This window comes from Corynebacterium aurimucosum ATCC 700975, from assembly GCF_000022905.1.
In the GTDB taxonomy this organism is placed as follows: domain Bacteria; phylum Actinomycetota; class Actinomycetes; order Mycobacteriales; family Mycobacteriaceae; genus Corynebacterium; species Corynebacterium aurimucosum_F.
In genome coordinates this window covers 2,116,980-2,131,630 of the sequence record NC_012590.1, presented here as the reverse complement: position 1 = coordinate 2,131,630, position 14,651 = coordinate 2,116,980, and the positions used below count along the sequence as shown (strand labels likewise).

Sequence of the window (14,651 nt, the reverse complement as noted above, 5' to 3'; positions counted from 1 at the left end):
CGTACATGAGCATGCCCGCCGCTAACACCCCGTGGCCCCCAGAAAAGTGGGCACCAGTAACCCGCATGGTGGGGGATGCTTCCCTGTGGTGGGAGGGGGACACTAAGCAGCTGGACTCGCACTATGGCGGCATGAACATGGTGTACCGCCCATCCCAGTTTGCTGGTGGGGTAGTGGGGGCGGTGTCTCGATTCTTCTGGGGCCAGCCCACTCCAAAGGGTCAATCAAACCGGAAGATGCACCTGCCTATCGCAGCGGACATTGCCGCCACGTCCGCATCCCTGCTGTTTGATACGCCGCCCACGTTCACCGTGGACGATGAGCAAGCCCAAGCCAACCTGGATGACATGCTCAACGATGATCGTTTCCCTGCAGACCTGCTAGTGATGGCGGAATCCTGCGCCGCCCTAGGTGGCGTATACGGGCGCATCATGTGGGATACCGACGTATCCGATGACCCGTGGATTGATTTCGTGGATGCTGACAGCGCCTACCCCGAATTTAGCTACGGCAAACTGACTGCCATCACATTCCATGAAGAGCTACCCAAGCAGGACGAAAAGCACGTCTGGCGCTTGCTATCCCGCTACACCAAGGGCCGTATTGAGTACGCCCTCTACAAGGGCAGGGAGCAGAATCTAGGTGAGCAGCACCCCCTTAATGACCACCCATCTACCGCGCCACTCGCGGACATTGTAGATAGCCAGGGTGGGGTGGACTCCCACACCATGGGCATCGCAGCAACCTACATTCCGAATGCCCGCCCGGTTGTGGGCTTCCGTAACGACGGCCAATTACGTAATATCGGACGCCCTGATATTAGCCCCGACCTGTTCCCATTGTTTGACATGCTGGATGAAGTGTGGACCGACCTAAAGCGCGAGATGCGGCTAGGTAAGCAACGTGCTGTAGTTCCCGAATACTGGCTAGAACAGCAGGGCTTCGGTAAGGGGCAGGTGTTTGACCTTGACCGCGAATTCTACGACGCGGTAGCATCCACCCCAACCGAAGGGCAGGGCGTTCAGTTTTACTCACCGGAACTCCGCTTCGAGTACTACCTGAACCTGGCGGACAAAATCGTGTTGGAAATTCTACGCCGCGCCAATTACTCTCCATCCACGTTCGGGCTGGCTGAAACCACCTCCACGGGGCAGAAGACGGCCCGTGAGATTGAATCCGAATACCAAGCCTCCATCCAAACCTGGAAAGCAAAGTCACGCTACATGCGCGCCGGGCTATCCGAGCTATCCAACGCGCTACTAGAAGTCCATGCTTGGCTGCACAACATCACCCCACCCAAGGCACGGGTCAAGGTGGATATGACGGCACCTGTACAGGAAACCATGTTGGATAAGGCATCCACCATCCAGGCCCTGGACGCGGCACGCGCTATCTCCACCCAGCAAAAGATTGACATGCTACACACTGAGTGGGACGAAGAGGATAAGCTAGCAGAGGTAGACCGCATCATCGCAGAGCAAGCGGGCACATTTGACCCACTGGGTAACATTAGGCCAGATGAAGACCCACTAGGTGAGGATTAATGGTCTTTGACCCGGCACGCACAGAGGGGCTAAACGATGATGTTGTAGCCCTGTATCGGCGTGCCGAAATGTATTTGATTGAGGTGATCCGCCGCGCCTTAATCAGGACGGGGGAGTCACCCACGTGGGCTGAGGCCCAACTGCTTGCGATTCGGCAAGAGCGCGGAAACATCGAGGGCATGGCAGACGCGCTGCACAAGCGTTTGGGTACCACGTGGCGCAGCACGATTGACGCGGCGTATCTGCGTGGGCAGATTGAGGCAGAAAAGGAACTCGCTGCACTTCCAGAGCATTTGCGCCCAACACCAGCCGCCCCAGTGTTTGAGAGTAGCGCGGCTGTGTATGCCCTTGTGTCTGAGGCAATTACCACGATGGAACCAGTGCACCGCAACCTTGTGCGCCGCGTGGATGACATTTGGCGACGTATCGGGGTGGAGGCCACCGGTTATAGCGTGACGGGGGTGATGACTACGCAGCAAGCGGCGCAGCGCGCTTTTACCCGCATGGCCCGGGAGGGATTACCGTTCTATGTGGACAAGGCAGGCCGCAAGTGGGGACTAGACACGTATGCGGAAATGGCTGTACGGACTATGACGAATAAGGCTTTGCGGGCTGGCCACACCAACACCATGATTGAGCACGGTATTGACCTAGTAGTGGTGTCATCACACAAGAACCCTGCCCCACAGTGCGCCCCGTATGAGCGTAAAGTACTGTCACTCACCGGTAAGTTCGCGCTGGGCACACATCGTATTGGTGACAACATCGTGAACGTGAAGGCAACTATGCGGGACGCTGAATCTAGCGGACTGCACCATCCTAATTGCCGCCATACACATTCTGCCTACATCCCCGGCTACACGAGGATTAGTGACGCCCCCTACGATGGCGACGATACCGGCTACAAAGCCACCCAAAAGCAGCGCTACTATGAGCGGCAGATTCGCGCCTCCAAACGCATGGAGCAAGCCGCGATAGACGAAACCGATGTGAGGGCAGCACGCCAGCGCACAAGGGCGTATCAGGCGAAACTGCGCGACCATGTGGCTGAGCATGACTTACCGCGCCGCCGCCACCGAGAGCAAGTCCGACAGCCAGCGAGTGGGGCAGTGGGATTGTCATTCGATGACTAATCCAGTAACATTTAGGACATTCCCCGCATTAGCGGGGGTGAGCCGTTTCTAATGCTCAAGCATTCAGGAAAGCTCGATTCTTCCCTGCCTTGGCAGGGATGAGCCGTTGCTGATGCTCAACACATCATGCAAATTGCTCTTATTCCCCGCGTCAGCGGGGATTTTCTTATTTCACCCAGCGCTGCACCGTCGATGGGGTACGACCGCACATTTTCGCTACTTGGTAGGCGCTCACATCGTAGGACATGGCAACCTGCACCCACTCAGAGCGAGCATCTTTCAGCTCTGCGGTAATAGTCTCTAGCTCGCGGATTTGGTCATCTGCCCATTTGATTTGCGCCATGTACACGGCTTCGTTGTAGCCGTCGCGCCCGGCACGCGCCATTTCGAGTGGCTTTGCAAACAGGGTTTCCACCCAGGCTAGCTGGTCGGGGGACAGCTCACCCATGACCTTTTCGTAGTCGTCTTCCGACGCGGCCAGGCCCTTACGGGCGGATTCGAGAGCAACCCGGTTACCGGTCGTGCGCACTGCGCTGACTGTCTTGGTGGCCATGCCGATGAGGATGATTTTTTCGCCAATACGGTTGAGAGTGTCGGGGCTAATGATTTGCATGAATCGGGTTCCTTTCTAGTTGTCGCCTTTGAGGGCGGAAATGTAGGTGGATGCGTCGCGGCGGGTCATGTTGGCGACTTCTTCGAGTGTGGTGGGGCCAGCGCTGAACCAGGTGGTGTTCTGTCCACCGTGCTGTGCAAGCAGGGCCATGATGTAGTCCACTTGGCGGTCGGTGGCGAGGGGGCCGATTGCTTTGGTTGCTGCGTCTTCTGCGCGCTCTTCTTCGCCCTTGGCCTCGACCTCGCGCTTGGTGGCGAGTTCTGCGCGTTGCTTGTCTAGGTAGTCCTGGCTGTTGTTGCAGAGTCGGATTGCGTTCTCGACGGAGTCCACGTCGCGGTGTTCTTCGCGTCCGGTGTTGCGGTTGATTACTGCGATTTGGTAGACGCGCTCATCGTTAATGAATCCGGTTTGGGTGACTACTTGGTAGTCCTCGGTGGTGTGGTGCTTTTCGGTGGTGCGCATTTGACGTGCCATGGTGGGTTCCTTTGTTTTGTGTTCCTTGCTTACACCTCCATTATAACGCGCTGCGTACTAATATGCAATGCGTACTATTAACGGGGGTAGGGGGCAGGGGTGGGCATGGCGAGATGAAGGAACCTCCACTTTTCAGACATGACGCAACCCACCATGGGGGGGATTGGGGGTTGCGGGTTGGAGCTGAGCTCAACAACCAAAAAGATAGTAACCCACGACTAGAAGGTGTGCATCTTGAAAAATAGAGAAAATCGCCCATGTAAACACATAGGCGATTAAAGTCACTGTGACAATTTAGGCGGCGTTGCCCACTGCTGAAAAACCTACTTTGATGGCTCGCATTCACCAGCCAGCTCACCATTAATGGCAGCACTCGCGCTATTCAAAGCCCCCAACTTATCGGAGTGCTCTACGGGTACTTCAAAATAGGCAGTTAGATAGTTAGAACCAAGGTCTACCAAAGTCGTTTCCTCCTCGGTAGACGGGTAGACCTGCACGAAAGAATGGAAATCTCCAGAGGCGTCATCCTCCATAACCATGATGCCATTCTCAAACTCTAACCGATAGCTGTATGAGTTGAATCCACTGCTCGACTTAGGCGCGAAGTAGAAAGTCGCCTCACCATCCTCCAGTTCAAAGTTCTTAAGCGTCTCTGGCCCGTTAGACGTGTTGACAACATGGGAATCGCAGCCCCAAGCGGAATCTGACGGGAGCTGGCTTGAAACATCCGCACCGGCCCCGGTGACTGTCTGAAACTCTGGGATGTCTTGTGCTTGGGGGCTATCCTGTTGCCCGTTTTCTTCTGTGGCACCGCACCCAGTAAGCAGTAGCGCGGCGATAGTAAGAGAGATTGCCTTCTTCATAACCTCACCATACAACAAATGTTGCCTCATCGTGTAATGGACAACGACAAAAATCACGCACACTGCCACCGTTCAAACATCCACCCAACACGTAGGAGAGAACGGTGCCCGAAAACACCACCCCGGAAAACACCAGCCAGGCGCAGGAAACCCCGGCAGGCCAGGAGCCAAACACCCAAGCAGAAACCAACCAGCCACAACAGGAAACTAATCAACCTGCTGGTGGTATCGATGACCTCCCCGAATGGGCACAAAAGGAAATCCGCAGCCTCCGCAACGAAGCAGCCAACTACCGCACCCGCAGCAAGGATGCGGAAGCCGCTAAGGCAGATGAACTGAAGGCCGCACAGGAAAAGGCAGAGCAAGAGCGTAACCAGCTCATCCAGGACATCGGCAAGAAACTAGGCCTAGTCGAAGACGAAACCAATGACCCGCAAAAGCTCATTGAGGCAGCGGTAGAGCGTGAGCAAGCCGCCGCCAAGGAACGCGACCAGATGCGCGACACCCTGAACCAGTATCGCCGCAACGATGCTATGCGAAGTGCTGTCGAAAAGGTAGACGGCACGGTTGATACCACACTCCTAAACGCGCTGCTCAATTCGGACAACGCATACACCCAACTAGATGTAGACGCAGATGATTTCGAATCCCAGGTGGAAACAATCGTCACCCAAAAACTTGAATCCCACCCGTCCCTAATCCAGGCGATTCACAAGGCATCCGGTGTGGATACGTCCAACACAAACCGAGGCAACCGAGCAATCACCATGGCCGACCTCCAACAGATGACCAGCAAGGAAATCTATGAGGCCCAAAAAGCCGGAAAGCTCGACCACCTCTACACCAACTAGGAGACCCTATGTCTGTCGAATCCTTTAAGCCCATCCTCTGGGCCGCAGCCCTTGACGCCCCCTTCCAGGACGCACTGGTCTACTCCCAGACCGGCGTGGCAAACGCCCGCTTCCAGCCGGTACTTCAAAACTCCGGCAAGAGTGTCAAGATTAACCGCCTTGGTGCTGTCAAGACCCGCACCTACACCCAAGGTGAGTCAATCACCTACGACACCCTGTCTACCGAGTCCACCGAGCTGGTCATGGACCAGCAAGAGTACTACGCATTCCTCATTGAGGATATTGACCGTGCTCAGGCCGCTGGCGACTTCCAGAATGAGTCCACCCGCCAGCACGCCTACGCCATGGCGGCAAAGGTCGATGCTCACACTGCCGGTGTGCTCAAGGACGGGGCTAAGACCAAGCTGGGTAACAAGGCCGTGTTTGACGGTGCGGACTTCTACCGACCTGCTGAGGGCCAGATGACCGCGTGGGATGTACTACGTGAGTTCTCTAAGCAGCTGAATAAGCACTCTGCCCCGTCCCTTGACCGTTGGGTTGTTGTCGGCCCGAACATGGCTGCTGCGCTGCTGGCTGACCGTCGCTTTACTGAGGCTGACAAGGCCGGTACTGACACCATTCTGCGCAATGGTCAGATTGGTGCCATCAAGACGCTTGGTTTCACCGTGTACACCTCTAATCAGGCTCCGGTGACTGCTGGCCGCGAGACCATTATTGGTGGCGCGCCGAACGCTCTGGACTTTGCTTCTCAGCTTCAGACTGCTGAGGCTTTCCGTCACCAGGATCACTTTGCGGATGCTTTCCGTGGTCTTCAGGTGTGGGGTTCTGGACTGGCTTACCCGGAGTCTGTGGTGACTCTGGAGGCTGATGTGAAGCCGGGCACGCTTGGTTCCGCTCCGGCTGCTGCCTAGTCGGTAACGCCTGATAGCGGGGTAGGGGATTATCACCCCGCCCCGCTTTTCGCATACTTAGGAGAAAATAGAATGCTTGTATTTGCCCAGCCGGATGATGTGGTTAAGTGGGCTGGCTACGAATTTGACGATGACGTGAAACTAGAGCCGCTTATTCGGCGTGCGTCGTCAATGGTGCAGCGTGCCGTACGCGCTGCACGGTTTGAGGTGACCCCTGCGGGGATGCCGGAAGACCCCGACGTGATGGATGCTCTGCGCGGTGCTGTGTGTGAGCAGGTCACAGTGTGGGTGGAGAATGACATTAACCCGACGGTGATTGAGGCTTCTTCGGGTGGGGTGACCTCATCGTCTATCGGTGATGCGAATGTGTCTTACTCCACGGTTGAGGCGGCATCGGTGAAAGACCAAGCTGCTAATGAACTGTGTGACGCGTCGTTGGACATTCTGTTTAACGCCGGTCTGATTGGGGGTTGGCCGTGGGTAAGGTAGCAGATGACATTGCAGCACAATGGTTCCGCCATGATTGCGTGCTCCTACGTGGGGCGGGCGCATCACCCTACGGCTGGCAAGAAGGGGAGCCAGTCCCCTTTAAGGGCTTTGTGCGCCAAGCCACCCGCCGTGTCGTAGGGCCAGAGGGGGAGCAAACGGTCACTGACACGATGGTGTATGTACCGCTTGGGTTAGTCGTGGAGCGCGGCGACCATGTGGAACTACCAGACCCGTTTGAGACCGGCCCGTGGGAGGTCACGGAACGCGCCGCCTTCGACGGGGCAGGGAACCAAACCCCAGACCACCAGAAACTAACCCTGACGATACCCAGCGAATCTTCGGGTGGCGGGGTGGTGAACCCTTATGGCTGAGTTGGATTGGCGCGGTCATGAGGTAGCCCGCGACATTAAACAGGCCACCACGAATGCTTTGCGCGCCGGGGCACACCTACTACGCGATGAAGCTGTACAGCGAACCCCGATTGAGACCGGCACGCTGCGCAATAGTGCCCGCGCCAGCGTGGAGGGCAACGAAGCCATGGTGTCCTACAACACCCCGTACGCGGCCCGGCAGCACGAAGAGGTTGGGTGGCAGCACAAGGAAGGCCAAGCCAAATACCTAGAGTCCGCGCTTTTGGATAATCAGACACGAATCTCTGAGCTGATAGCCAAAGAGATTGGGAAGGCGATGCGATGACCCCAACCTATGGAACACTGCGTGAGGATTTAGCCCGCCATCTTGCTAGCAATGGGCTAGCCCAGTGGGCACCAACCGGAATCTATAAAAAATTCACCCCACCCGCCGTGTATCTAGGTGTGCTACCGGATGAAGCAGGCCCAAGCATTGGGCTAGCCGTATACCACTTCGGAACAGAAGACACCGTACAGCAGGACACCGGCACACCCCGCATCCGTGTGCAACTCCGAATCAAGGGCACCCGTGACCCGCGCTATGCATCCCGCATTGCGGACGATGTGTACCAGCTACTGCATGAACGGACGAACTACCAGCTGGACAACGGGGTTTCAGTCTTACGCTCTGCGCGAGTCCTCACATACGAGGAACGGGACGAAGCCAGTGTTTACCACCGTGTGGAGTCCTACGAATTCGTAGTCAACCCCAACTAGGAGAGCATAATGGCTGTTGCAAAGGCACCATCTTCCTACGACCTTAATTCCACTCTCGCCCGCGACTGGGCACTACAGGTAAACGTAGGCACCCAAGAGGAACCGAACTGGATTTATGTTCGTGGCCTGTCCCAGTTCGCCCCCCAGTCTTCCCCGACGATGCAGGACGATTCCGATATTGACTCTGAGGGCTACAAGTCCCAGATTGCTACCGCCCTCGAAATGACCTTTAAGGGCGAGGGCAAGCGCAAGGGCAAGAAGACTGAGGGCAAGTTCAAGCAAGACCCGGGCCAGGCCGCTCTGCGCGAGAAGGGCCGCAAGATGGGCCTTGACAACGTGATTCAGGCTCGCTGCTGGCGCACCGACGGTGTGGAAGAGGGATATGATTCCTACTTCTCTGTGAAGTGGGAAGACCAGGCTGGCGGTAACGAAGACCTGGATTCTTTCAACTTTGAGCTGATGTCCCGTGGTAAGCCGGTTGCGATTAAGCCGGTCACCGACGATAAGGGTAAGTCCGTCCCAGTTGAGGGCGAGGGTGACGGCCCGATTATGTCTGGTGGCACCGCCAACGAATCCGGCGCTACCGAGCAGTAGTTGGACAACTAGAGGCCAGGGGCACCCTATGGGTGTTCCTGGTCTTTTGTCTATCTATAGGAGATACCCGCCGTGCGCGACCTGCGTGAATTCCACGACCCGAACCTGTACTTGCCGATTGACGGCACTGTGTACACCGTGAAGTCCCCGAACGCTGAATTGGGGTTGGAGATTCGGCGTTTTACTGCTGACCCTGAATCTGACCCGGCTGAGGAAATCTACTTTGTCGCCAAGCTGCTAGGCGCGGAGTACGACAAGGACACCGACAGTATGAGCGGTGGCCTGTGGGATGAAATGGTAGCCAACGGCGTGCCCTATGAGGAATGCATGCACGTCGGCAACACCGCCATGGCGCACTATGGTGTTTCTCCCGAGTTTGGCGAGATGTGGTGGGAGACCCGCCTGGGAAAAGAGCGACCGATCCAGCCGGAGGACATCGTGGCGTGGGCCAGAAGGGCGTGGGAGAAACCAGTGGAGAAGGAGCCAGTGGAGAAGAAACCGGCAGCGAAGAAGACCACCCGCAGCCGCAAGAAGACTACCTCCTAGACGGCCCCTACGGCCCCTATGACCCTAGGCCTGGAGCCTATGGGGATGATGACCCCGGTGGTGGGCCGTATGACCCGGAAACCGGTTTGCGTGACTGGTACGCCCCAGAGCCGCATGAAGCGCAGAAACCGGTAGGGCAGCAAAAACTCCAGTGGGTAGACGTACTCAACCAGTGGGCGGCGATTGAGTGCGACCTTCACGAAAAATACGCGGTCGATGTGGAATCCGGCGTACTCACGCAGCGCACGTGGCGGTGGCTGGAAACCAGAATCCTTGACCTGATTAACCAGCCTAGCCGTCTAAGGACAGCCCTCAACCTCACATCTGAACAAACCTCACACTAGGAGAACGCTATGGCGCTCGAAGTCGGTACCCTTAACGCCCGAATCCAGATTGATGCCGATGGGGTATCCTCTGCCCTCAGTAACGTCAAGCGTGACCTAGCAGATGTGAAAAAGTCCGCTGACAAGGTTGAAAACCTTGACATCAAGACCAAGGCGGACACCTCAGGTGCAACCAAGGCGAAGCGCGCCACAGACAATCTAGCAAGCTCTGCGGATAAGGCCGCGTCCGCCAGCTCTAAGATTAAGTTCCCTAAGGACTTCACCCCGGATGCGGAGCGGGCTAAAAAGTCGGTTGACCGTGTAGGTGATGGTCTTGCGGGTGCCGCCGCAAAAATCACGAAGTTTACCGCCGCGACCGCTGGCACCGCCGTGGTGGGTGGTGTTGCCGCCAGCCTACATAAGGGCTTCCAGCGCCTGGACTCCATCGACCAGGCCACCGCCAAGCTCGAAGCCCTGGGCAATAGTGGAAATGATGTGCAAAACATCATGGATAACGCGCTGGCCAGTGTGAAGGGAACCAGTTTTGGCTTGGGTGAAGCCGCCACCGTATCCGCCAACATGGTTGCTTCCGGTATCGCGCCGGGCAAGGAACTAGAAACTGTCCTTGGCACAGTGGCTGATACTGCCGCTATTGCTGGCACCTCTATGGAGGATATGGGCCTAATCTTTGGCTCCGTTGCGGCACGTGGCAAGTTGCAGGGCGATGACATGATGCAGATGCTGGGGCGTGGTATCCCAGTGCTGCAAATCGTGGGTGAGCATCTTGGCAAGACTTCTGCTGAGGTGTCTGCCATGGCATCCGATGGTGAGATTGATTTCCAAACCTTTGCGGATGCGATGGAGTCCTATGTGGGCGGCGGCGCGAAACGTATGGGCGATACTGTTTCGGGTGCGTTGAAGAATCTGGGGGCTGCGTTTGGTCGTGTGGGTGCTGAGGCCGCTAAGGGTGCTTTTTCTGAGGCACCGGCGGTTATTAGTGAGCTTACTGAGCAGGTTGATGGGTTGGGTGCTGTGGTTGGCCCTATGGCTGCTGAGTGGTCTGCGCGGTTGACCCCGGCGATTGCGGATGCGGCGACGGCTATCATTCCTCAGGCGACGGCAGCTTTGGGCGTGCTGTCCGACGGTGTTGAGGTGTCTTTGCCGCTTTTGCAGGGGTTGGCTTCTGCTATTACGTCTATCCCTACCCCTGTGCTGGCTGCTGGTCTGCTGACACTGACGGCGCGTAATAAGGGGTGGACTTCTGCGCTGGAAACGTCCACGGGTGCACTGAAAAACTGGGTGGGGTACGCCAAGAGCGCGGACGGCTTCGGCGGGAAGATGGCATCTGCTTTCCGTAACGCTTCCGGCCCAATGATGGTACTGGGCCGTGAGACTCGCATGTCTGCCCGTGAGCTGTCTGGAATGTCTCGTGTGGCTGGTACCGCGATGGGTGGCATGCAGTCTTTCGGCGGAGCGGTTAAGGGTGTGGCTAGTGGTGCCATGTCGGGCTTCAAGTCCGGCGTGAGTGGCATTATCAACATGCTTGGCGGGCCATGGGGTCTAGCCATCATGGGTGCCACCACCGTGCTGGGCATCCTCATTGATAAACACATGGAGGCTAAACAGGCTGAGCAAGAGCATGAGCAAGCACAGCGAGATTTGCGCTCCAGCCTGGATGAGACCACGGGCGCTATCACTGAGCAAACCCAAGAGCTGATTAACAAACGCCTAGAGGAATCCGGTGCTACCGCAGCAGCCCGCGAACTAGGCATGGCGCAGGACACTGTGCGCGACGCGGTAAACGGTAACGCGGATGCTATGCGCGAGGTCAAGGTAGCCACCGAAGGCGCTATCGACGCAGCCCTACAAAGCTCCGACACCTACCAGTCCATGGCAAAGGACATGGAAAAGGCTGGCATCACCGCCGACGATGTACGCGACGCACTGCTGGGCAACCAGGACGCAATGGACAAGATTAACGGCTCGTCTTGGGCTATGTGGCAGGGCAATCAAGGCCTTTGGTCTGCACTGTCTAATGAGATGGAGGATACTACCGGCGCAGCCATCACCCTTGGCAAGGAGGTTGGCAACCTCAATGGTGATTTGGAGTCTGTTAAGGCGGCTGCCCTCCAAGATAAGTTGAATGGCCTTCAAAAACAGGTTGACAAGACAGCCTCTGTGTTCGACAAGCTGGGTGACGATATTGTTGCCGTGCCGGATGAGAAGACAATTCAGGTATCCTCCATGGCCCCGAAGGTTAAGACTGAACTGGAAGAGCTGGGCCTAGAGGTCAAGCGCCTAGATGATGGTTCAGGCCGTGTGAACATCGAGTTCCCAGAGGGGCAATCAATTCTCACTACCCTTGACCAATTGGGGGCTAAGGTCACCGCATTGCCAGACGGGCGCATGGACATTAGCGACAATGCCGATGATGTTAAGCAACGCCTCATTGACCTTGGGCTGGCTGTCAAGGACGAAACTACTGGCCAGGTAACCATCACCGACAACATTAGCGACGTCATCGCCCGCGAAATCGAGATGGGTACTGCGGTCACCACCAACGGTGATAAGACCGGCCACGTCCATATTTTCGACAACATGGCCGACGTGATGGTGGGTCTCGAACAATTAGGCTTTGAGGCATCGAAAGACCGCAACGGCAACGTCATCATCGCTGACAACACCGGCGACACTATGGATCGCCTCAAAGCGATGGGTATTGAAGCGGAAAAGCAGCGCGACGGCAAGGTACGTATCACCGATAATGCGGAAGCTACCCGCCGTCATATTCAAAGCACTCTGTCCCGCGAGCGCACAAACACCGTATCTGAGCACATGATTAGCATTACGCGCCGCATCAAGGACATTTTCGAGCGGGCTAACGGCGGTATTGACAAGCCAGTCGAAACCTACGCTACGGGCGGGCACCGTGATAAGAATGTTGACCGTGCAGTGGCCCGCCGCGCTAACTCGAATCATGAGCCATCCCACCAAGCACAGATTGCCCCGGCAGGCGCATACCGTGTGTGGGCTGAGGCTGAAACCGGTGGTGAGGCTTATATCCCCATGGCCCCGTCTAAGCGTGGGCGTAGTGAGCGCATCCTGAATGAGGTTGCAAGGCAATTCGGATATAACCTAGTCGATGGGGAAACCGGGATGGTGCAAACGTTTGCCGATGGTGCCTTGCTGCCCGCATCTGTGGTGAAGCATCGCCTGTCCTACATGGACGGCACACCATACATCTTTGGCGGGTGGTCACCTGCTGGTGTGGATTGCTCTGGTGGTGTGTCCCTAGGGGTGAATGCCCTAGAGGGGCTGGACGAGTGGACAGAGCGAACTGGAACGGCAAACCAAGCCGCATTCATGCGCAAACGCGGCTGGACACCAGGACGCGGACACAGCGGAGACAACCGCGTCGCGTTCTACAACGGCGGGCCAGGTGGTGGACACACCGCAATGCAATTGGATGACGGAACCTACATCGAATCCGGCGGAAACACCGGCGGCGGCTTCACCATCGGCAAGACCGCAGGCCCCCTAGACGGGCGCGGCTTTACTGACTGGTGGTACAAGCCAGGTGCGGTACGCCTCACCACTGAGGGGTTGGACTCCCTGGACTCCCTCAACGGTGTTGTGGGCGCGCCGGGCTACAGTACCGTGACTGGTGCTATGCGCGGCATGGTGGAATCCACCTATAGCCCCGATGGTGGCGAGGCTGAATCCCGTGAGCTGAATGGCGGCGCGGGTACCCTCGTGAAAGACGGCTCATTCCTCGAATTGATGGCCGCACTGTACTCGAAGCAGACTGGCACCCCCATGGCCGATGATGTGGTTTCTTGGGGCACCGTCGTGGGCCTGTACTCCAAGGAATCCGAGAAGGCCCAGAAGAAGAATGCCAAGGACGCGGAAAAAACCGCTACTAAGCTGGAAAAAATTCAAGACCAGCTTGATAAAGCCAACGAGGATTTGCCGCTTGCTGAGGAAGACCTCCGCATCAAGAAGATGAAGCGCGATGAGGTTTACAACAAGACCAACAAGAAGGGCGAGAAGACCGCCACCGACTCACAAAAGGCGGCTGCTGACCAGTCTGTAGCTAAGGCTGAGAAGAAGGTGGCGGACACTAAGGCGAAGATTGCCAAGCTCGAACAAGAGCAAAAGGAACTCGAAGATGAGATGAAGCGCCTGCAATCCGGTGCAGACGGCCTAGACATTTACGGTGACCTACTGACCACCACGAAGGGCGTGGGTGGTACGTCCGGCAACAAGTATGCGGATGCCATCATCAAGGAAGGCAGGCGCAGGGGCATCACGGATACAGGTATCAAAATTGCTCTGGCGACCGCCATTGTGGAATCCGGCCTGAAGATGTACGCGAACAACGCTGACCCAGAATCGCTGAACTTCCCCTACGATGCGATTGGTAGCGACCATGACAGCGTGGGCTTATTCCAGCAGCGTAACAACGGCGCATGGGGTACAACCGCTGACCGTATGGACCCGGCCAAGTCTGCGGGCATGTTCTATGACCGCCTAGATGACGCTGATTACAACCAGGGCGACCCAGGCGCACACGCGCAGCGCGTGCAAGGCTCCGCATTCCCAGGCCGGTACGCCACCAAGATGAATGAAGCCCAAGGCTACCTGGATAAATACAACTCCACTAAGAACGCCAAGATTACTGCCATGGCAGACGGCGGCATCCTAGGAGGACTACGCCAAGCCCAGATTAATGAGGGTGATTCCGCTGTCCTGTGGGCAGAGGCAGGCCCAGAGGCGTATATCCCTCTGTCGTCTGATAAGCGTGCCCGTAGCCTGGATATTTGGGCTGAGACCGGTAAACGGTTGGGTGTGGATGTCATGAGCATGCTCAACTTCATGGCGTCCGGTTTACCGGGGCTTATGGAGGGGCGTCTCGATTTCTCCACTGGTGAGACAGTAAGCGCTGAGCGTCTTGGTGTGAATATGGATGCGGCTCAGTACCGTACGCGTCGTGGTGCACAGGCCACTACCCAGAATGCGGTGGGCGCGGTGTTCAATGGGCCGGTACAGATTAATGACCCGAAGAAGTATTTGCAGGGGCAGGTGGATAACGCGGGTAAGCAGCTAGGAATGGCGATGAGGAGTGTGCTGCTATGAGCCTGATACTGACTGATACAAGCTGGCAGAGTCGTGACGAATACCAA

General features: G+C 56.9%; 14 protein-coding genes. 11 read left to right on the top strand and 3 right to left on the bottom strand.

The features are described 5' to 3' along the window. Positions 1 to 5: 5 nt before the first annotated feature. Positions 6 to 1,544, top strand: a complete 1,539-nt coding sequence (locus CAURI_RS10045; RefSeq protein WP_010191080.1) for a phage portal protein — start codon at positions 6 to 8, stop codon at positions 1,542 to 1,544. Further along, positions 1,544 to 2,677, top strand: coding sequence for a phage minor capsid protein (locus CAURI_RS10040; RefSeq protein ID WP_010191078.1), 1,134 nt, complete (start codon positions 1,544 to 1,546; stop codon positions 2,675 to 2,677). The genes CAURI_RS10045 and CAURI_RS10040 overlap by 1 nt, the downstream gene beginning before the upstream one ends. A 166-nt stretch (positions 2,678 to 2,843) precedes the next feature. Here the strand turns inward: CAURI_RS10040 and CAURI_RS10035 are convergent, their stop codons facing one another. The 3 genes from CAURI_RS10035 to CAURI_RS10025 all read right to left on the bottom strand — a co-directional run bounded on the left by CAURI_RS10035 (position 2,844) and on the right by CAURI_RS10025 (position 4,627). Beyond that, positions 2,844 to 3,290 (bottom strand): hypothetical protein, encoded by a 447-nt coding sequence (locus CAURI_RS10035; protein ID WP_010191076.1) that lies wholly within the window; start codon positions 3,288 to 3,290, stop codon positions 2,844 to 2,846. 15 nt (positions 3,291 to 3,305) lie between these two features. Then, positions 3,306 to 3,764, bottom strand: coding sequence for a hypothetical protein (locus CAURI_RS10030; RefSeq protein ID WP_012715225.1), 459 nt, complete (start codon positions 3,762 to 3,764; stop codon positions 3,306 to 3,308). 323 nt (positions 3,765 to 4,087) lie between these two features. Then, positions 4,088 to 4,627 carry a putative periplasmic lipoprotein gene (locus CAURI_RS10025; protein ID WP_157753281.1) on the bottom strand — a complete coding sequence of 180 codons (540 nt, stop codon included), beginning with the start codon at positions 4,625 to 4,627 and terminating at the stop codon, positions 4,088 to 4,090. A 104-nt stretch (positions 4,628 to 4,731) separates the two neighbouring features. Here CAURI_RS10025 and CAURI_RS10020 point away from each other — a divergent pair, with 104 nt between their 5' ends. From CAURI_RS10020 to CAURI_RS09980, 9 genes are all read left to right on the top strand, one after another. Beyond that, on the top strand, positions 4,732 to 5,478 hold the full coding sequence (locus CAURI_RS10020; RefSeq protein ID WP_010191070.1) for a hypothetical protein: 747 nt from the start codon (positions 4,732 to 4,734) through the stop codon (positions 5,476 to 5,478). 8 nt (positions 5,479 to 5,486) lie between these two features. Continuing rightward, a complete protein-coding gene (locus CAURI_RS10015) occupies positions 5,487 to 6,389 on the top strand; it encodes a phage capsid protein (RefSeq protein ID WP_010191069.1) in 903 nt (300 codons plus the stop codon). Positions 6,390 to 6,461: 72 nt separating this feature from the next. Continuing rightward, entirely contained in the window at positions 6,462 to 6,878 is a 417-nt protein-coding gene (locus CAURI_RS10010; RefSeq protein ID WP_010191067.1) for a head-tail connector protein, read from the top strand. Then, a complete protein-coding gene (locus tag CAURI_RS10005) occupies positions 6,866 to 7,249 on the top strand; it encodes a hypothetical protein (protein WP_012715223.1) in 384 nt (127 codons plus the stop codon). Before CAURI_RS10010 ends, CAURI_RS10005 begins: the two co-directional genes overlap by 13 nt. Continuing rightward, on the top strand, positions 7,242 to 7,574 hold the full coding sequence (locus tag CAURI_RS10000) for an HK97 gp10 family phage protein (RefSeq protein WP_010191063.1): 333 nt from the start codon (positions 7,242 to 7,244) through the stop codon (positions 7,572 to 7,574). Before CAURI_RS10005 ends, CAURI_RS10000 begins: the two co-directional genes overlap by 8 nt. Continuing rightward, complete coding sequence (locus CAURI_RS09995) at positions 7,571 to 8,005, top strand: minor capsid protein (RefSeq protein ID WP_010191061.1); 435 nt, start codon at positions 7,571 to 7,573, stop codon at positions 8,003 to 8,005. The genes CAURI_RS10000 and CAURI_RS09995 overlap by 4 nt, the downstream gene beginning before the upstream one ends. 9 nt (positions 8,006 to 8,014) lie before the next feature. Then, entirely contained in the window at positions 8,015 to 8,599 is a 585-nt protein-coding gene (locus CAURI_RS09990) for a phage tail tube protein (RefSeq protein WP_010191060.1), read from the top strand. A 72-nt stretch (positions 8,600 to 8,671) separates the two neighbouring features. Beyond that, a complete protein-coding gene (locus tag CAURI_RS09985) occupies positions 8,672 to 9,145 on the top strand; it encodes a DUF7426 family protein (protein WP_010191058.1) in 474 nt (157 codons plus the stop codon). Positions 9,146 to 9,498: 353 nt separating this feature from the next. Continuing rightward, on the top strand, positions 9,499 to 14,604 hold the full coding sequence (locus CAURI_RS09980) for a tape measure protein (protein ID WP_010191056.1): 5,106 nt from the start codon (positions 9,499 to 9,501) through the stop codon (positions 14,602 to 14,604). Positions 14,605 to 14,651: the final 47 nt, after the last annotated feature.